At 58.4% G+C, this 17,260-nt stretch carries 17 protein-coding genes; 8 read left to right on the plus strand and 9 right to left on the minus strand.

Annotated features, from left to right (window positions below):
• Nucleotides 1-28: 28 nt before the first annotated feature.
• Nucleotides 29-598 (minus strand): helix-turn-helix domain-containing protein, encoded by a 570-nt coding sequence (locus AC4ANK_RS17365; RefSeq protein WP_002554065.1) that lies wholly within the window; start codon nt 596-598, stop codon nt 29-31.
• 111 nt (nt 599-709) lie between these two features.
• On the opposite strand from AC4ANK_RS17365, the gene AC4ANK_RS17370 reads away from it, so the two are divergent.
• From AC4ANK_RS17370 to AC4ANK_RS17400, 7 genes are all read left to right on the plus strand, one after another.
• Nucleotides 710-1,633, plus strand: a complete 924-nt coding sequence (locus tag AC4ANK_RS17370) for a DMT family transporter (RefSeq protein ID WP_002554066.1) — start codon at nt 710-712, stop codon at nt 1,631-1,633.
• A 160-nt stretch (nt 1,634-1,793) separates the two neighbouring features.
• Nucleotides 1,794-4,712 carry a monovalent cation/H+ antiporter subunit A gene (locus AC4ANK_RS17375; RefSeq protein WP_460384911.1) on the plus strand — a complete coding sequence of 973 codons (2,919 nt, stop codon included), beginning with the start codon at nt 1,794-1,796 and terminating at the stop codon, nt 4,710-4,712.
• Nucleotides 4,712-5,056 (plus strand): Na+/H+ antiporter subunit C, encoded by a 345-nt coding sequence (locus AC4ANK_RS17380; RefSeq protein ID WP_002554068.1) that lies wholly within the window; start codon nt 4,712-4,714, stop codon nt 5,054-5,056. Before AC4ANK_RS17375 ends, AC4ANK_RS17380 begins: the two co-directional genes overlap by 1 nt.
• Nucleotides 5,053-6,738 carry a monovalent cation/H+ antiporter subunit D gene (locus tag AC4ANK_RS17385; RefSeq protein ID WP_002554069.1) on the plus strand — a complete coding sequence of 562 codons (1,686 nt, stop codon included), beginning with the start codon at nt 5,053-5,055 and terminating at the stop codon, nt 6,736-6,738. The genes AC4ANK_RS17380 and AC4ANK_RS17385 overlap by 4 nt, the downstream gene beginning before the upstream one ends.
• The gene (locus tag AC4ANK_RS17390; RefSeq protein ID WP_002554070.1) at nt 6,735-7,223 is read left to right on the plus strand and encodes a Na+/H+ antiporter subunit E; all 489 of its coding nucleotides are present in this window, start codon (nt 6,735-6,737) and stop codon (nt 7,221-7,223) included. Before AC4ANK_RS17385 ends, AC4ANK_RS17390 begins: the two co-directional genes overlap by 4 nt.
• Entirely contained in the window at nt 7,220-7,498 is a 279-nt protein-coding gene (locus AC4ANK_RS17395; RefSeq protein WP_002554071.1) for a K+/H+ antiporter subunit F, read from the plus strand. The genes AC4ANK_RS17390 and AC4ANK_RS17395 overlap by 4 nt, the downstream gene beginning before the upstream one ends.
• Nucleotides 7,495-7,875: a Na+/H+ antiporter subunit G gene (locus tag AC4ANK_RS17400; protein ID WP_002554072.1), complete on the plus strand. Its 381-nt coding sequence runs from the start codon at nt 7,495-7,497 to the stop codon at nt 7,873-7,875. Before AC4ANK_RS17395 ends, AC4ANK_RS17400 begins: the two co-directional genes overlap by 4 nt.
• 19 nt (nt 7,876-7,894) lie before the next feature.
• Here the strand turns inward: AC4ANK_RS17400 and AC4ANK_RS17405 are convergent, their stop codons facing one another.
• Nucleotides 7,895-8,362 (minus strand): hypothetical protein, encoded by a 468-nt coding sequence (locus AC4ANK_RS17405; protein ID WP_002554073.1) that lies wholly within the window; start codon nt 8,360-8,362, stop codon nt 7,895-7,897.
• 445 nt (nt 8,363-8,807) lie between these two features.
• On the opposite strand from AC4ANK_RS17405, the gene AC4ANK_RS17410 reads away from it, so the two are divergent.
• Nucleotides 8,808-9,047: a DUF2789 domain-containing protein gene (locus tag AC4ANK_RS17410; RefSeq protein ID WP_002554074.1), complete on the plus strand. Its 240-nt coding sequence runs from the start codon at nt 8,808-8,810 to the stop codon at nt 9,045-9,047.
• A gap of 19 nt (nt 9,048-9,066) precedes the next feature.
• Here AC4ANK_RS17410 and AC4ANK_RS17415 read toward each other — a convergent pair whose 3' ends face one another.
• The 7 genes from AC4ANK_RS17415 to AC4ANK_RS17445 form a co-directional block, all read right to left on the minus strand.
• Nucleotides 9,067-10,551 carry a T6SS phospholipase effector Tle1-like catalytic domain-containing protein gene (locus AC4ANK_RS17415; protein ID WP_460384907.1) on the minus strand — a complete coding sequence of 495 codons (1,485 nt, stop codon included), beginning with the start codon at nt 10,549-10,551 and terminating at the stop codon, nt 9,067-9,069.
• Between the two features lie 283 nt (nt 10,552-10,834).
• Complete coding sequence (locus tag AC4ANK_RS17420) at nt 10,835-12,439, minus strand: methyl-accepting chemotaxis protein (RefSeq protein WP_010197581.1); 1,605 nt, start codon at nt 12,437-12,439, stop codon at nt 10,835-10,837.
• 176 nt (nt 12,440-12,615) lie between these two features.
• A complete protein-coding gene (locus AC4ANK_RS17425; RefSeq protein WP_460384905.1) occupies nt 12,616-13,020 on the minus strand; it encodes a TraR/DksA family transcriptional regulator in 405 nt (134 codons plus the stop codon).
• Between the two features lie 305 nt (nt 13,021-13,325).
• Nucleotides 13,326-14,351 (minus strand): ABC transporter permease, encoded by a 1,026-nt coding sequence (locus AC4ANK_RS17430; protein WP_002554079.1) that lies wholly within the window; start codon nt 14,349-14,351, stop codon nt 13,326-13,328.
• Nucleotides 14,352-14,398: 47 nt separating this feature from the next.
• Nucleotides 14,399-15,976 carry a sugar ABC transporter ATP-binding protein gene (locus tag AC4ANK_RS17435; protein WP_002554080.1) on the minus strand — a complete coding sequence of 526 codons (1,578 nt, stop codon included), beginning with the start codon at nt 15,974-15,976 and terminating at the stop codon, nt 14,399-14,401.
• 63 nt (nt 15,977-16,039) lie between these two features.
• The gene (locus tag AC4ANK_RS17440) at nt 16,040-16,981 is read right to left on the minus strand and encodes a sugar ABC transporter substrate-binding protein (protein WP_004665734.1); all 942 of its coding nucleotides are present in this window, start codon (nt 16,979-16,981) and stop codon (nt 16,040-16,042) included.
• Nucleotides 16,982-17,022: 41 nt separating this feature from the next.
• Nucleotides 17,023-17,193, minus strand: a complete 171-nt coding sequence (locus tag AC4ANK_RS17445) for a hypothetical protein (RefSeq protein WP_154618444.1) — start codon at nt 17,191-17,193, stop codon at nt 17,023-17,025.
• Nucleotides 17,194-17,260: the final 67 nt, after the last annotated feature.

The following is a 17,260-nucleotide window of genomic DNA, read 5'->3' on the forward strand; positions in this document are numbered from 1 at the left end:
GTCGAGTTGCGATAAAGAATCGGAAAGGTCAGAGCACGACATTACGCACGAAGCGCAGGGGCACATCGGCGTCATTGCAGTAGCGGTGCGGCTGGTTGCTGGGAAACATGAAGAACTCGCCCGCCCCGACCTGCTGCACGGCCGCAGGGTCGGCAAAGCGCAACGTCAGATGCCCTTCGACGACGTAGACCTGTTCACTCCAGCCATCGGGATCGGCCTCCGAGACATAGGCGTCCCCAGGCTGCAGGCAGAATTCCCACAACTCCACCTCGCGCCGGGCAACGGCCCTGGCCAGCAGCACCGCCTTGCTGCCGACGATCGTACCGGCCCATGCCAGCTCATTGATGCGGCTGTAATCACGATTTTCAGGTGCCTGGATCAGGTCGCTGAACGCCACTTCCAAGGCTTCGGCCACGCGGTCGAGTGTCGCCAGGCTGACGTTTTTTTCGCCGGCCTCGATAGCGACCAGCATGCGTCGGCTGACTCCGGACTTTTCCGCCAGAGCCGTCTGGCTGAGGTCCGCACTGTTACGCAGACGCCGGACGTTCTGGCTGACGTGCTGCAGCACCGGAGGGCGCTGGGAGTTTTCTTTGTGCATGCAGGTGCTCACATCAAACCGTTGCGCATTATACTGCCCAGCCCAGGGACACTGTCAGGTTGTTCCGCCTTTCACCGCGCGCATGGCAATTAACAGGAACCAGGAGCTGACATGAAGTCTATCAGCCGCATACCCCGCATCAGCAAGGCAGAAGCCGTACTGATTCTGATCACCATGCTCTGGGGAGGCACCTTTCTGCTGGTCCAGCATGCGATGACCGTCAGCGGGCCGATGTTCTTCGTCGGCCTGCGCTTTGCCGCCGCAGCGCTTATCGTAGCGCTGTTTTCAATAAAGGTGCTGCGCGGTCTTACCTTCCTCGAACTCAAGGCGGGCGTCTTCATCGGCACCGCGATCATGCTCGGTTACGGTTTGCAGACGATCGGACTGCAGACTATCCCCAGCAGCCAGTCCGCGTTCATCACGGCACTCTACGTGCCCTGCGTGCCTTTGTTGCAATGGCTGGTACTCGGTCGACGACCAGGATTGATGCCGACACTGGGCATCATCCTGGCTTTCACCGGGCTGATGCTGGTAGCGGGGCCGCAAGGCGCATCCCTGCAACTCAGTTCCGGCGAAATCGTGACGCTGATCAGCACGGTGGCCATTGCCGCCGAGATCATCATGATCAGCGCCTATGCCGGTGAGGTCGATGTGCGTCGAGTCACGGTGGTGCAACTGGCCACTGCTTCAGCGCTGGCATTTCTGATGATCGTTCCAACCGAGGAACACTTGCCGGACTTTTCCTGGTTGCTGGTGCTCAGTGCCGTGGGACTTGGGACCATGAGTGCGGCGATCCAGATTGCCATGAACTGGGCACAGAAAAGTGTTTCGCCTACACGCGCCACCGTGATTTATGCCGGTGAACCGGTCTGGGCCGGGATTGTCGGAAGACTTGCCGGGGAGCGCTTGCCGGGTATCGCCCTGCTGGGCGCAGCACTGATTGTGGCCGGGGTGATCGTCAGCGAAATGAAGCGGCGTTCTGCCCCCGGTGAACAGAGCCTTGCTGAAGAAGATGGCATGCGCAAAGCCGAGTGAACGGCGGCTATTGTGCGCCGTGAAACACATGTCCCGTGACAACTTTTTGCTGTCTTAAAAACAGCAGACACTTTTTGTAGGAAATTTCGGAAACAGTCCCTTTGGTGTCGGGGTGTCTGGCACGTATGATGCTTGACATTCCCCTGCAGATTAGAAGCCTATGTCCCTGATAGTTCTACTGCTTCTGCCTTTCATCGGCAGCTGTCTGGCGGCCTTTTTGCCGCACAACGCGCGTAACGCAGAATCGTTTTTGGCCGGTCTGGTCGCCCTCATCGGCGCTATCCAGATGGCATTGTGGTTCCCGCAGATCGCCGACGGCGGCGTTATTCGCGAAGAGTACTTCTGGCTGCCGAGCCTGGGGATGAACTTCGTTCTGCGTATCGACGGCTTCGCCTGGCTGTTTTCGATGCTGGTGCTGGGCATTGGTGCGCTGGTCTCGCTCTATGCCCGCTACTACATGTCGCCAGATGATCCGGTACCGCGTTTCTTCGCGTTTTTCCTGGCTTTCATGGGCGCCATGCTCGGCCTGGTGATGTCCGGCAATCTGATTCAGATCGTGTTTTTCTGGGAGCTGACCAGCCTGTTCTCGTTCCTGCTGATCGGCTACTGGCACCACCGCGCCGATGCACGGCGCGGCGCGTACATGGCGCTGATGGTCACCGGCGCGGGGGGGCTGGCGCTGCTGGCCGGCATGATGATCCTCGGCCATGTGGCCGGCAGTTACGACCTGGACCGTGTCCTGGCCTCCGGCGACGCGATTCGTGCGCATGCCCTGTACCCGGTGTTACTGACCCTGATTCTGATCGGCGCGCTGACCAAAAGCGCCCAGTTCCCGTTCCATTTGTGGCTGCCCCACGCAATGGCCGCCCCTACACCCGTGTCGGCGTATCTGCACTCGGCGACCATGGTCAAGGCCGGGGTGTTTCTCATGGCACGAATGTGGCCTGCGTTGTCCGGCACTGAACAATGGTTCTGGATCGTCAGCGGCGCAGGTGCCTGCACGCTGATTCTGGGTGCCTACGCGGCCATCTTCCAAAATGATCTGAAGGGCCTGCTGGCCTACTCGACCATCAGTCATCTGGGCCTGATCACGCTGTTGCTGGGCCTCAACAGCCCGCTGGCTGCGGTAGCTGCGGTCTTTCACATTCTCAACCACGCTACCTTCAAGGCCTCGCTGTTCATGGCCGCCGGGATTATCGACCACGAGAGCGGAACGCGAGATATCCGGCGTCTCAGTGGGCTGGTGAAGCTGCTCCCCTACACCGCAACACTGGCGATGGTCGCCAGTGCATCGATGGCAGGCGTGCCGCTGCTCAACGGGTTTCTGTCCAAGGAAATGTTCTTTGCCGAAACCGTGTTCATTTCCGCCACTGCCTGGGTCGAAATTACCTTGCCAGTGATCGCGACCATCGCCGGGATATTCAGTGTTGCCTATTCGCTGCGCTTCACGGTCGATGTGTTTTTCGGTCCGGCGGCCAAGGACCTGCCGCACTTGCCGCATGAGCCGCCGCGCTGGATGCGTGCGCCGGTAGAACTGCTGGTGCTGACGTGCCTGATCGTGGGGATTTTCCCGGCGCAATCGGTCGCTCCCCTGCTCGCCGCCGCTGCGCGTCCAGTAGTCGGCGGAACATTGCCCGAATACAGCCTGGCGATCTGGCACGGCTGGAACCTGCCGATGGTCATGAGCCTGGTGGCGATGGCTGGCGGTATCATCCTGTATCTATTGCTGCGCAAACCTCTCAAGCACGAGCGCATTACTGCCCCGCCGCTGGTGGGCAGACTCAACGGCAAGCGCTTTTTCGAACGCAGCCAGGTAGTGATGATGCACTGGGCGCGGCGTTTCGAGCGCAAGGTCAGCACTCGTCGCTTGCAGCCGCAACTGTTTCTGCTGGTACTGGCAGCCGTACTGGGCGGCTTCATCCCGATGTATTTCAGTGGCCTGACCTGGGGCGACCGCCCGAAGATTCCGGGCTCCGGGGTGTTTGTCACGCTTTGGCTTATCGCAATTGCCTGCGCAATAGGTGCAGCCTGGCAAGGCAAGTATCACCGTCTGGCGGCACTGGTCATGGTCAGCGTCTGCGGCCTGATGACCTGCATCACCTTCGTCTGGTTCTCGGCACCTGATCTGGCGCTGACTCAACTGGTCGTGGAGGTAGTGACGACGGTACTGATCCTGCTCGGTCTGCGCTGGCTGCCGCGACGCAATGAAGACGTCGCCCCATTGAGCGCGCGCCTGCGCGCTCGTACCCGGCGAATACGCGACTTCGGGCTGGCGGTTCTTGTCGGCCTGGGTATGGCGATATTGTCCTACGCCATGCTGACCCGTCAGACACCCAACGCTATTTCGTCCTTTTACCTGAGCCGCGCGCTGCCTCAGGGCGGTGGTACCAACGTGGTCAACGTGATGCTGGTGGATTTCCGCGGCTTCGATACGTTTGGCGAAATCACCGTGCTGGCGGCGGTAGCGCTGACAGTGTTTGCCCTGTTGCGACGCTTCCGCCCGCCGAAGGAAAGCATTCTGCTGCCCACACAGCAACGCCTGCTGGCCCGTGACGTGGTGACTGATCTGGTTAACCCGCGCAGTGCCAGCGATACCGCACTCGGTTTCATGATGGTTCCGGCAGCGCTGGTGCGATTACTGTTGCCGATTGCCTTCATCATCTCGATGTACCTGTTCGTTCGTGGTCATAACCAGCCAGGTGGCGGATTTGTGGCCGGTCTGGTGATGTCGGTGGCGTTCCTTCTGCAATACATGGTGGCAGGTACCCAATGGGTCGAGGCGCAAATGAGCCTGCGCCCGTTACGCTGGATGGGCACAGGCCTGTTGTGCGCGGTTCTGACCGGAGCCGGTTCCATGGTGCTGGGTTATCCGTTCATGACCACGCACACCGCGCACGTCGATTTGCCGGTTCTGGGCGATATTCACATTGCCAGTGCGCTGTTCTTTGATGTCGGCGTGTACGCCGTGGTCGTTGGCTCGACGCTGCTGATCCTTACCGCACTGGCTCACCAGTCGGTGCGCAGCCACCGTCCGACGCAACTGCCCAAGCCCGTTGCCAACCCGCAAGGAATCCTCTGATGGAAGAAGTCATTGCAATCGCCATCGGCGTGCTGGCCGCCTCGGGCGTCTGGCTGATCCTGCGCCCACGCACCTTTCAGGTGGTCATGGGGCTGTGCCTGCTGTCCTACGGGGTCAACCTGTTCATTTTCAGCATGGGCAGCCTGTTCATCGGCAGAGAACCGATCATCAAGGACGGCATTCCCCAAGACCTGCTCAATTACACTGATCCATTGCCGCAGGCGCTGGTACTGACCGCCATTGTCATCAGCTTCGCCATGACCGCGCTGTTTCTGGTGGTATTGCTCGCCTCCAGAGGCCTGACCGGCACCGACCATGTAGATGGCCGGGAGCCCAAGGCATGAGCTGGATGAATCAACTGATCATTGCGCCGATCCTGCTGCCTTTGCTGACCGCTGGGCTGATGCTCTGGCTGGGCGAAAAGCATCGGCCGCTCAAGGGACGTATCAATCTGTTTTCCAGCATCCTCGGGCTGGGCATTTCCGTGGTGCTGTTTCTCTGGGTGCAGCACAGCGGCAGCAGTGGTTCGATCGGTGTCTACCTGCCAGGCAACTGGGGTGTGCCGTTCGGTATCGTGCTGGTGGTAGATCACCTGTCGGCACTGATGCTGGTGCTGACCGGCATAATCGGTGTCTGCGCCCTGTTGTTCGCGCTGGCGCGCTGGGACCGGGCCGGTGCCAGTTTCCACGCACTGTTCCAGATCCAGCTTATGGGGCTATATGGCGCATTCCTGACCGCCGACCTGTTCAACCTGTTCGTATTCTTTGAAGTGCTGCTGGCAGCGTCATACGGCTTGATGCTGCATGGCTCCGGCCGGGCGCGGGTGTCGACCGGCCTGCATTACATTTCGATCAACCTGCTGGCTTCGTCGCTGTTCCTGATCGGCGCTGCGCTGATCTACGGCGTAACCGGCACGCTTAACTTCGCCGATCTGGCGATCAAGATCCCGCAAGTGGCAGAGTCCGATCTGGGCCTGCTGCATGCAGGCGCTGCCATTCTGGCCACGGCATTTCTGGCCAAGGCAGGTATGTGGCCGCTGAACTTCTGGCTGGTCCCGGCCTATTCGGCAGCCAGCGCGCCGGTAGCGGCCATGTTTGCGATCATGACCAAAGTGGGCGTTTACACCCTGCTACGCCTGTGGACACTACTGTTTTCCGGTCAGGCCGGGGCCTCGGCATTCTTCGGCGGCGACTGGTTGATCTACGGCGGCATGGCGACGATTTTCACCGCTGCTATTGCAATCATCGCTGCCCAGCGCCTGGAGCGCCTCGCCAGCCTGAGCATACTGGTATCAGCGGGCATTCTGCTGTCAGCGGTCGGTTTTGCCCAGCCGAGCCTGACTTCGGGTGCGCTGTTCTACATGGTCAGCTCGACGCTGGCGCTGAGCGCAATGTTCCTGCTGGGCGAATTGGTCGAGCGTTCCCGCTCGGCCAACGAGATCCCTCTGGAGTACGACGTGGATCAACTGCCCCGCATCCTTGAGTCGCTGCATCCGCCACCCGGCACCAACCTGGACGACGAGCAGAAAGTCGTAGTCGGTCAGGTCATACCCATGACCATGGCATTTCTGGGCCTGAGCTTTATCGCCTGCGCGTTGCTGATTATCGGCATGCCACCGCTATCGGGGTTCATCGGCAAACTCACGCTGCTCAGCGCGTTGATGAACCCGCTGGGGCTGGACGTCGCGCAGGACGAAGCGCTCTCGACCCCGGCATGGATGCTGATCGGCCTGCTGATCTTCTCCGGGCTGGCGTCGCTGATCGCTTTTTCCAGGCTTGGCACACAGCGCTTCTGGACACCACACGAGCGCCCTTCGCCGTTGCTGCGACGCAATGAATGCTTGCCGATCATTATCCTGCTGGGCCTCTGCGTTGCGCTGACGTTCAAGGCCGAGCCCTTGTTGCGCTATACCCAGGACACCGCCGCCGCGCTGCATGAGCCCAAGCAGTATGTGCAGTCGGTCCTTGCCACACGTCCGATACCCGGCCCTACCAGCCAGGAAATCAGTTCGGAGGGGCAGCCATGAAGCGCCTGTTTCCGGCTCCTCTGCTTTCTCTGGCACTGTGGCTGTTGTGGCTGGTGCTGAACCTGTCGATCAGCCCCGGCCACCTGCTACTGGGTGCGGTGCTGGGCTTGCTCGCGCCCTTGCTGATGGCACCACTGCGCCCGCTGCCGGTGCGCATCCGCAAACCTGGCACAATCCTGAAGTTTCTGTGCCTGGTCGGGTGGGATGTGGTGGTGTCCAATCTTCAGGTCGGTTTGAGCGTATGGCGGCTCGAAAGTCGTCCGCCACGCTCGGCTTTCGTGCGTATCCCGCTGGACCTGCACGATGCCCATGGCCTCGCCGCGCTGGCGATGGTCACCACGGTCGTACCCGGAACGGTATGGTCGGAACTGGGGCTGGATCGCAGTGTGCTGCTGATGCATGTTTTTGATCTGGAGGATGAAGCGCAATTCATCGAACACTTCAAGACCACCTATGAGCGACCGTTGATGGAGATCTTTCAATGAGTGCATTGCTCGACAACGCGATCCTGATCAGCCTGCTGATCTTCGCCCTGGCGATGGTGATCACCCTGCTGCGCCTGCTCAAGGGTCCCTCAGCCCAGGACCGGGTGCTGGCGCTGGACTACCTGTACATCATTGCCATGCTGATGATGCTGGTGCTCGGCATCCGTTACGCCAGTGACACGTACTTCGAAGCCGCCATGCTGATTGCCCTGTTCGGCTTTGTCGGCTCCTTCGCTCTGGCCAAATTCCTGCTGCGCGGAGAAGTGATCGAATGACCGGACTGCCGAACACCGTGCCCTTCTGGGCTGAGATACTGACCGCCGGGCTGCTGATCGCCAGCAGTCTGTTTGCCTTGACCGGTGCCCTCGGGCTGCTGCGCCTCAAGGACTTCTTCCAGCGCATGCACCCGCCAGCCCTCGCGTCGACGCTGGGCGCCTGGTGCGTTGCGCTGGCGTCGATCATCTATTTCTCTGCACTGAAGGCAGAGCCGGTGATTCACGCCTGGCTGATTCCGGTGCTGCTGGCAATCACCGTACCTGTGACCACGCTGCTGCTGGCACGTACGGCGCTGTTCCGCAAGCGCATGGCCGGTGACGATGTGCCCGCAGAAGTCAGTAGCGGCACTGGCAATGGAGAATCGGCAGGCGGCTGAATCTTCAGCCTGGCCAGCGTTACTCGCTGGCCTTGAAGGTCAGCTCGCCCTTGCGCCATTTGGCGGCCTTGCCGACTGCGCCTTTGAGAACCTTGCTCATACCGGTCTGCAGCTGCTCTTTTGCGGCAAACACCATGACCACAGCCTGACCTTCCTTGAACACAATTCCGTGGCCTTCAGGGATATCGACGAATGCATATTCGCCCAATCCATACACAGTCATTTTGATTTCACGGAATTTCAATTCGAGCTTGCCGCCTTCACGGCTTGGCAATACCGACGCGCGGAAATGATCGCCCACCTTGAGCTCCAGGCGCGGCTTGTCGTCGACGACCAGAGCGGTTTCGGTGTCGATTTCAGCGATATAAATACCTTCGGCTGACTGCTCGGTGATGTAGACAAAACGGGACTGAAACTGCTTGACCAACTGTGCGCGGAGATCGCCGAGCACGAACAAGGCATGGGTATCCAGATTACTTACAGCCAAAGTACAAACCCTCAAACATAAAAATGAGGCTGCCTGATGTCAGGGCAGTCAAGAAAGTGGTTAATCCATAGACCGCGTCAAGCGACCGGATTTTTTCCGGCACGCTGCACGCGGAAGCGCTGAAAGCGCCACCGCAAACCTTGTGCAGGCGGGTGGCGGATTCTACCGGCTCATGGCAGCTACGGGATATATACCTTTTGTACACTGCAGTGTCGCAAAAGCGCTGGAGCCCTGAAACCGGCGGCCAGCTTGACCACGACTTAAAGGCTGGACGGGTTCCAGCCAGGCGATCGATGTGCATTCGGCTATACTGGAAACATATCACTTGTAGGCAGAGCACAAAAGGCCATCTTCTCATAAGGCCAAATGCATCGAACTCTTGCGTGCGTCGGCCACTCCCATAAGAACTGATGAAGACGGGGATATCCCCCGGCGAGGAGATGACATGGAACAGACTACAACGACCATCAACGACCTGTTCGCCCAATTGGCACTGGATTCGGACGATGAGAGCATCGAAGCGTTCATCGCCAGCCACCCCCTGCCTGACGACGTAAAGCTGATTGATGCCGACTTCTGGACGCCGCGGCAGGCTGACTTTCTCAAGGAGCAGCTGCATGAGGATGCCGAATGGGCGATGGTGGTCGACGAACTGAATGTGCGCCTTCACAAAAAGCCCGAGTGAACCACTCGGGCGTTGATTCCTATTGCGGATAACCGGGCTGGCCGACATTGGGGTGCAATGTCCTGCCACCCGGTTGCGGGGCATGCACAAAAACAGCGTCACTAAAGGTGCCCATTCTGCCCACCACTGCGTTCCAGTGCGCAGACTGATGGATATAGCGCCAGCGCAATAGCTGCTCTTCATGACTGTCCAGTAAGTAAGGCCCGCCTCGCGCATAATCGATCAGGCGGGCTGAAATGCCTTCGAGCTCGGGAGGAAGCTGAAATTCAGGGCTGTTCGGCACCGGGTCGAAAGGTACCCCCTCATCACAGGCCAGTGCATGCATGACCTGTAACGACACCCTCGACAAGTGACCAAAGACCTGGCGGTTCATACCCACTGCAGCAACGATCGTTTTCATGCCACTCAGGTTTTTTCTGCACGGGTAACATTTGCTTTCGCAGGTCTGAACCCTCAGAAATGCCTGTCTGTCCAGCGGGTCGATCCAGTCATCCCGGCTCATGGTACTTAACAGGGCCTGGGCGTTCTTCCAGCAAGGCGCCGCCTCACACGGGCTGTCACGGTTGACCAGGCTGCTTTGCGGACGCGTGAGCAACACGCTTTCTTCCATCTGAGGAGGATAACCACCGCCGATATCGGAATGGGCACCGGGTAAAACGATTTCTTTCGGCCATTCCGGCAGGACGCTGTTAAGCGCGAAGTTGCGCCGTGATTCATCACGAGCAACCAGATGCAGCACCTGTTGGGCACAACCCGGCGGCAGGTGCAGATTGACCCTCCTGTTGCTCGCGTCCCGGGTATTGCCCATATCCCTGAAACTGCCGATGGCGGCGACCGTGTCGAACAGGCCGATAACCTTGAGCTGTACACTGCCGTTGCGCCAGCTGAAATGCTCACTCAGCCTGACTTTGCGGCTTTGAAGTATCGGCTCAAGCATTCCTGCCCGCTGTTTCAGGATTTCGTTGGCCAGGTGCCTGGCCGACGCAGCCCCTCGACTGAAGCCGAATATGTCCAGTTCAAGCGCTTCCAGTACACAATCCGGGTTGTCGTGTGGAAATGCCTTCAATACCGTTTCAAGCTTTCTGAATGCATTTTCCACTTTGCATATCACACCAGTGGTGCCACGGCCGAAACTCTGTCCCGGCCATACCGAATCACGCCCGCCGGAGGTAGTACCCGCCCCGCTTACATAGATCGGGTAGTACACATTCAAGCCTGCACTGTCATTTTCGGCGACACGTTGCAGCCGATAAAGATCAACCAGCCTGGCTATATTACTCAGATCATTACTATAACTACTGCCAGGATGAACATGACGACCCGCACACTCTTTAATGTGCTGACCACCATTCATTTCAATCAATGCCTGACAGTCAGCCCCGATCTGGCTGTTGACGCGATTATTTCCCGTGCCGTCGAAGAAAATTCCGATCCGTGCGGTAACACGCCGCGTTACCACATCCGAGATTGCTGCTGTTTGTTCGGCACTCCATTTATCGTTCATATCTTTTCCATCCTTAGAGGCAGGCCAAGAAAAGGCCGCACTTAAATCAAAACGTAAATAACGTTGATTTAAACAGCTTGCTTAAAGACGGTGATCAGTCAAGTCATGCAGCGTGTATTCAGAGTATTCCTACAACTTCTGTCGTCAGGTATTTATTATTTATAAACAAACACCTACACGTTTGTGCAAACGGGTTTCAGAACCCGCAATTTCACCAAACAGAAAAACCAACCGGGCAGGTTATTTAATACTTGATCTAACCTGAGCCGCCTGTTTTAAAGAATCAGCGGCTTTGCGGTTTGTACCCAAGGCGCAGACCACCCCAATGTCGCCCGTTGACCACAATAGGCACAGACAGGTCGTGCATCAGTTCGCCGGTGTCCCGGGTGTAGGTTTGCAGCAGAACAGGCTGTTGATGGCTGCCGCAGCGAATGCCGGTACGATCATCAAACTTGCGCTTGCTTCGATTACGCGCATTGTCCACCGTCGCATCGCCGGTCAAAGGCTGACTGAAAGCGTTGTTGTGCGTCGGCACATACCCTTGCTGCGTGCAGGCAATGGCGAATACCAGACCTTCATGGCGCGAAAGCAACGGTTCTTGCAATGCCGGCAATACTTGATCGGTGTAGCGATCAAAACGCGTGGTAAAGCGGGTGGGTGAGGTATTGGGGACGGGTTTGTAGTTGCGATCAAACAAGTCATCCAGGCTGACGCGCCCCTGCACAATGTCAGCCTCGAATTTTTCCGCGATCAGCCGCGCACCTTCGCGGGCCAGGTCGTAGATACGCTGGTGATAGTCATCCAGACCGACCTGAGCCAGCCGCTGGCTGATGGTCTCGGCCTGCCCCTCCATCTGTACTGCGGCTTTGGCCAGTTGCCGGGTTTGTTCATCACTGACGGCAAGATCACTGCGCATGTGCTCGACAGCATCGAACAGGCTGGCCAACTGGTCCTGGTTGCTCCTCGCGCCTTGAGCAATTTCGCTGACCTGGCTTTCCACCTCAATCGCAAGCCGGGCGATATTGCCCAGATGCTGTCCGGTCAGCTCGACCTGCTCGACCCCCGCATCGAGATCAGAAGACAGCTCGCGAATCTGCTCCACCACCTGTGCGGTGCGTTGCTGGATATCGGCCACCATCTGCCCGACTTCCCCGGTAGCACTGGCAGTACGGCCCGCAAGCCCGCGTACTTCGTCAGCGACCACCGCAAAACCGCGCCCGTGCTCACCTGCCCGGGCAGCTTCGATGGCCGCATTGAGCGCCAGCAGGTTGGTCTGGCTGGCGATGGATTGAATGACCAGCGTCACACGCTGGATTTCTTCACTGCGCTGGCTCAACGCCTCGATCAACTCACGACTGCCGACAGCACGCTTGCTCAAGAGGTGCATGCGCTCGATGGACTCATTCAGAACGCCGCTTCCCGATTCGCTGCGCTGGCGCGCCTCACTGGCTGCAACCAATGCCTGTTGACTCAACTGGGCAGTCTGCTGCTCGGTCGCAATCATCTGTTCAGCGCTGTTGACTATCTGTCCGGCAGCACCCAACTGCGACTGCACCTTGCCCGCCAGTTGCCCGACAGAAAATGCCACCTGAGCGGCCGACAGTGCGTTGTGGCTAGTGGTGCGCGACAGGTCGCGGGTCAGCAGCGCGATATCACTGTCACTTGCCTCGACTTGCAAGCCAGGCTGCCTTCTGCGCAACAAAAGCGGCAGCCAGGCGACCAGCAGCGCTGCGGGAATGACGATATAAAGAGACAAACCGATAACGCTCATGGCGGCGAAGAGCAGGCACAACACGACACTTTGCACCGCTGGCACCCACCACTTCGACGCAGCGCCGCGAGCATCGGCCAGTGGTAATCCGGCTGCCATGGATAGGTTCTCGGCCATGCTGCGTCACCCCGTCGGTATTTATCATTATTACGTTTATTAAACGCTAGATAACGGCCTTATGCCATGCCCCGTTGGTCGTAGCGAGCAATACGTTTTGGACAAATTCCGGGCACAACAAAACCGGGAGGCAATCGCTTGCCTCCCGGTTCGGTCACTCAGCTGCTGCCTGCGTATCAGGCCTGGCGCTGATGCTTGTCGATCTGCTCGTGGCGCTCTTGCGCCTCGATGCAATATTTGGTGGTCGGGCTGATCAGCAGACGCTTCAGGCCGATTGGCTCACCGCTGTCATCGCACCAGCCGAAGGTATCGTCGGCAATACGCGAGAGTGCCATTTCCAACTGGGGCAGCATGCGCTGGTCGCGGTCGATCACATTGACCAGCCAGTGACGCTCCTCTTCAACCGAAGCGGCGTCTGCAGGGTCGGCAGGCGTGTCCAGGCTCTCGATCGCAATACGGCTCTGCTCGATTCGCTCGTGGATCTCGACCTTCATGCCCTGCAACAGCTCGACGAAGAAAGCGTGCTGCTCGGCGTTCATGTAGTCATCGGCCGACATGGCCAGCAACTTTTCCTTTGTCATTTATTTCTCTATAAAAAAACGTGCATTGAGGAGCGGCTTGACGTTGCCGTGCAAACCAATAATCTCCAAGCGCCACCTGGCACTCAATTTACGAGGGGCGGCAGTCTAATGCCGGCTAGCGGGCTCGGCAACACAATTGAAGGATTTTTGTACAACAATTGCCGTAAAACCCTTGAAATGCGGGCGAAAGACCCGGCCAGCATGCTGCTTGATGAGGCTCTGACCTGCTGACAGCTAATCGGTTCCTGCAACATTCAACGCACAAAAGGGCCTGAAAAAGGCCCTTTGATGCAGATTATTGAATATCAGCGCTTGGTCTTGCGCTTGTTGCGATATTGATCGATTACCACCGCCACTACAATGATCAGGCCTTTGATAATGTCCTGAACATAAGCGTCTACGCCGACAAAGGTGAAACCACTGGCCATTACGCCGAGAATCAGCGCACCGATCACAGTGCCGGTGATTCGCCCTACTCCACCGGACAGGCTGGTGCCGCCGATGACTGCGGCAGCGATAGCGTCCAGTTCATAGGACATGCCCATTCCGGCCTGCCCGGTTGCGGCACGTGCCGAGGCAACCACCCCTGCCAGCCCGGCCAGCAGCCCGGCGATGCTATAGACGATAACCAGGTGGCGCTTGACGTTGATCCCGGAAGTACGCGCAGCCTGCATGTTGCCGCCGATGGCGTAGGTGTATTTGCCGTACTTGGTATAACGCAGGGCAATGTGGAAGATCACCGCCACCACCAGAAAGATGATCACCGGCATCGCGCCCTGTCCGATAGCCGTGTAGGAGTCAGAGAGCATGCTCACCGGCTGACCTTCGGTGTAGAAGCGCGCCAGGCCACGCGCGGAGACCATCATGCCCAGCGTGGCAATGAATGGCGGAATACCGGTTATGGCAATGATGCTGCCGTTGATGGCACCCGCCAGCAGCCCGACTCCGAGCCCGACCACGATCGGAATCCACACGGGCAGGTCGGTCAAGGAAGGAAATACCGCCCGGGAGAAGTCCGAGGTTTGCGCCAGGCTCGCGGCAATCATCGCTGACAGTGCCAGCACCGAACCGGACGACAGGTCGATGCCTGTGGTAATGATCACCTGAGTCACGCCGATGGCCAGCAAGCCGATGATCGACACCTGAAGGATCATCAGTACCAGACGCTGGGAGTTGAGCAGAAAGCTCTGATCACGGACGATCCAGCCAAACAGCTCAAAGATCAGACCGATACCGATCAGCACCAGAAAAATACTCAGCTCGGTTGGCAGCCGCCGTTTGTTCCTGGTCGGTGCCAAGGCTGGTTTGTTTTGCGAAATCGCGTTGCTCATGTTCGTTCCCCTTTTGTTCTTCTTCTACCGAGCCCTGTAGTGCGAACTCAATGAACCTTGTGGCCGGAGGCCAGATGCATGACTTTTTCCTGGGTCGCTTCGCCTCGATCGAGGATCCCCATCATTTCGCCTTCGTGCATGACCATCACCCGGTCGCTCATACCGAGGACTTCCGGCAGCTCTGAAGAGATCATAATGACGGCCATGCCTTCACTGGCCAGCAGGGAGATCAGGCGATAGATTTCCGCCTTGGCCCCCACGTCGATGCCGCGGGTGGGCTCATCCAGAATCAGTACTCTGGGGTTGGTCATCAGCCAGCGTGCCAGCAACGCTTTCTGCTGGTTACCGCCCGACAAGGTGTCGATGCACTGCTCCAGTGACGGGGTCTTGACCCGAAGTTTTTTGCACATGTCCTCGCACAGCGCACGCAGTGCCTTCTGTTGCACGAAACCATTACCGGCGTAGTTGGCGAGCACGGCCATTTCCATGTTTTCCATCACCGACAGGCATGGAAACAGCCCAGTCAACTTGCGGTCTTCCGTCAATAGTGCAAAACCCAGCTCAATGGCCTGATGCGGGTCGGCAATGTGTACCGAAGCGCCATCAAAGCGTACCTCGCCGCTGTCGCTGGGGGTTATGCCGAACAGGGTCTCGGCCACATTGGTCCGGCCCGACCCCATCAATCCGGCAATGCCAAGAATCTCTCCGGCACGCAAATCGAAACTCACGTCCTTGAAAATGCCGTTCAGGCACAGGTTGCTGACTGAAAGCAGCACTTCGCCTGGCGGCTTTTCCCGCTCGGGAAACAGTTGGGTCAACTCACGCCCCACCATCATGGTGATCAGGCTGTCGCCGTCCATACTTTCGGCGCGCTGCAGGCCGATATAGGCGCCGTCGCGAAAAACCGCTACTTCGTCGGCAATCTCGAAGACTTCGTTCATCTTGTGGGTGATGTAGATGATGCCTTTACCCTGAGCGCGGAGGTCGTTGATGATCGAAAACAGGTGAGCGACTTCGGTTTCGGTGATGGCCGAAGTCGGCTCATCCATGATCAGCACGTCCGAGTTATATGACACAGCTTTGGCGATCTCGACCATCTGCCGCTCGGCGATACTCAGGTTGCCCACCAGATCTTCGGGATCGAGCCTGATGCGCAGGCGCTCCAGCAGTTCGGCAGTGCAGCGGTGCATTTCCCGGTGATCGACCATGTGCAGACCGTTGAGCTGTTCGCGACCGATCCAGATGTTCTCGGCGATGCTCATGAACGGCATCAGGTTCAGCTCCTGATGGATCATCGCAATGCCGGCCTGCAGGGCCGAAAGTGGCGTCTCGAAGCGAATCGGCTTGCCACGCAAACGGATTTCGCCCGAGTCCGGCTGGTAGATGCCAGCGATGATTTTCATCAGCGTTGACTTTCCGGCACCGTTCTCGCCCATCAGCGCCAGCACGCTGCCAGGGCGCACACGCAGTTGGACGTCGTTGAGCGCGATGACACCGGGGAAGCCCTTGCTGATATGGCTGATTTCAAGCAGATAAGGCGGCTGGGCATCCGGCGTCGGGCTATCGCTGTCACTGGACGGCAGATCGCGTTGTGCGGGCGGGTTGGCAGTAGCTGAACCGAACATGATCACAACTCCTCAAGCGGCAGGCTGCGGGAGGAACGATCCTCCCTGGCCTGCCGATTGCTGTTATTTGAAGGTGGCGACGTTTTCAGGCGTAATCAGGCGATAAGGGATGATGATCGCCTGGGGCTCGACCTTTTCCTTTTTCGCCATTTTCACGGCGGCATCAATCGCCCCGTCGGCCTGGCCCTTGGCATCCTGAAAAACGGAGACTGCGAGGTCGCCCTTGGTAACGGCGCTGAGCCCGTCTGGCGTACCGTCGACACCGGCGACTAACACGCTGCCTTTATCCACATCCACGCCTGCCTGCTTCAGCGCCATCGCCGCGCCAATGGCCATTTCATCGTTGTTGGCCAGCACCGCGTTGAATTTACGGCCCTGGGTAAGCCAGTCGTTGGTCAGGTCCATGCCCTTCTGGCGTAGCCAGATGCCGGTCTGCTCCTGATCTATCTTGATGTCCGGGTACTTGGCCAACACCTCCTTGATGCCCTTGGTGCGGTTTTGCGTGGAGTTGTTGGCCAGGTCACCCAGAAGAATCATGACACTGCCCTTGCCTTTCAGTTTGTCGGCGATGTATTGCGCCTGTAGTCGACCTGCCTCCATGTCATCCGACGTAACGGTGGCGACGCCTGCTGGCAGTTTCGGATCGTCAGGGCGGCGGTTGACGTAGACCAGCGGGATGCCGGCGGCGACCGCGTCCTTGGTGATCCGTGCAGTGGCAGCGGTGTCGACAGGATTGACGATCAGGGCGTCGACTTTCTTGTTGATCAGGTCCTTGACCTGGTCGAGCTGTTTGTTGACGTCCGCGCGGGCATCGACGAACTGCAGGTCCACTTTCTCGGTCGTGGACATGGCTTTGGCCTTGGCATTCATGTCGTCACGCAGGTAGGTCAGCCAGGTGTCATCGAACTGCGACATGGCCACACCGATCTTGATATCGGCCAAAGCTGCACCGCTGCCCAACATCAGCGCCATGGCCAATGAGGTCAAAGCAATCTTGGTCTTCATGAGGATCTGTCTCCAAATTATTGTTGTTCGGATGCAGCGAATCAGCGTGACAGGCGGATCCCGGTCGCTCCAGGAATGCAGAACAGTTGCGCGTCCTTGTGTTGCACGCACATGCCACGGGCAACGATTGTGAGAAATCGCTCCATGGTCCGAATCCAGAATGAAGAGGTGGCAGAACGCTTGGCGGTGAGGCCAGAGGTAGGGGTTTTCATCGACAGTACCTATCTTTTGTTTTGTTTTTGTTGGTGTGCATCTCGTGACTTGAAATACCTTCAAAGC

It is taken from the genome of Pseudomonas sp. Pmew2, from assembly GCF_058129885.1.

What these genes read in the sequence shown, in the direction of transcription:
- AC4ANK_RS17365 (WP_002554065.1), bottom strand. Translation starts at nt 598, where the DNA reads ATGCACAAAGAAAACTCCCAGCGCCCTCCGGTGCTGCAGCACGTCAGC.
- AC4ANK_RS17370 (WP_002554066.1), top strand. Translation starts at nt 710, where the DNA reads ATGAAGTCTATCAGCCGCATACCCCGCATCAGCAAGGCAGAAGCCGTA.
- AC4ANK_RS17375 (WP_460384911.1), top strand. Translation starts at nt 1,794, where the DNA reads ATGTCCCTGATAGTTCTACTGCTTCTGCCTTTCATCGGCAGCTGTCTG.
- AC4ANK_RS17380 (WP_002554068.1), top strand. Translation starts at nt 4,712, where the DNA reads ATGGAAGAAGTCATTGCAATCGCCATCGGCGTGCTGGCCGCCTCGGGC.
- AC4ANK_RS17385 (WP_002554069.1), top strand. Translation starts at nt 5,053, where the DNA reads ATGAGCTGGATGAATCAACTGATCATTGCGCCGATCCTGCTGCCTTTG.
- AC4ANK_RS17390 (WP_002554070.1), top strand. Translation starts at nt 6,735, where the DNA reads ATGAAGCGCCTGTTTCCGGCTCCTCTGCTTTCTCTGGCACTGTGGCTG.
- AC4ANK_RS17395 (WP_002554071.1), top strand. Translation starts at nt 7,220, where the DNA reads ATGAGTGCATTGCTCGACAACGCGATCCTGATCAGCCTGCTGATCTTC.
- AC4ANK_RS17400 (WP_002554072.1), top strand. Translation starts at nt 7,495, where the DNA reads ATGACCGGACTGCCGAACACCGTGCCCTTCTGGGCTGAGATACTGACC.
- AC4ANK_RS17410 (WP_002554074.1), top strand. Translation starts at nt 8,808, where the DNA reads ATGGAACAGACTACAACGACCATCAACGACCTGTTCGCCCAATTGGCA.
- AC4ANK_RS17415 (WP_460384907.1), bottom strand. Translation starts at nt 10,551, where the DNA reads ATGAACGATAAATGGAGTGCCGAACAAACAGCAGCAATCTCGGATGTG.
- AC4ANK_RS17420 (WP_010197581.1), bottom strand. Translation starts at nt 12,439, where the DNA reads ATGGCCGAGAACCTATCCATGGCAGCCGGATTACCACTGGCCGATGCT.
- AC4ANK_RS17425 (WP_460384905.1), bottom strand. Translation starts at nt 13,020, where the DNA reads ATGACAAAGGAAAAGTTGCTGGCCATGTCGGCCGATGACTACATGAAC.
- AC4ANK_RS17430 (WP_002554079.1), bottom strand. Translation starts at nt 14,351, where the DNA reads ATGAGCAACGCGATTTCGCAAAACAAACCAGCCTTGGCACCGACCAGG.
- AC4ANK_RS17435 (WP_002554080.1), bottom strand. Translation starts at nt 15,976, where the DNA reads ATGTTCGGTTCAGCTACTGCCAACCCGCCCGCACAACGCGATCTGCCG.
- AC4ANK_RS17440 (WP_004665734.1), bottom strand. Translation starts at nt 16,981, where the DNA reads ATGAAGACCAAGATTGCTTTGACCTCATTGGCCATGGCGCTGATGTTG.
- AC4ANK_RS17445 (WP_154618444.1), bottom strand. Translation starts at nt 17,193, where the DNA reads ATGAAAACCCCTACCTCTGGCCTCACCGCCAAGCGTTCTGCCACCTCT.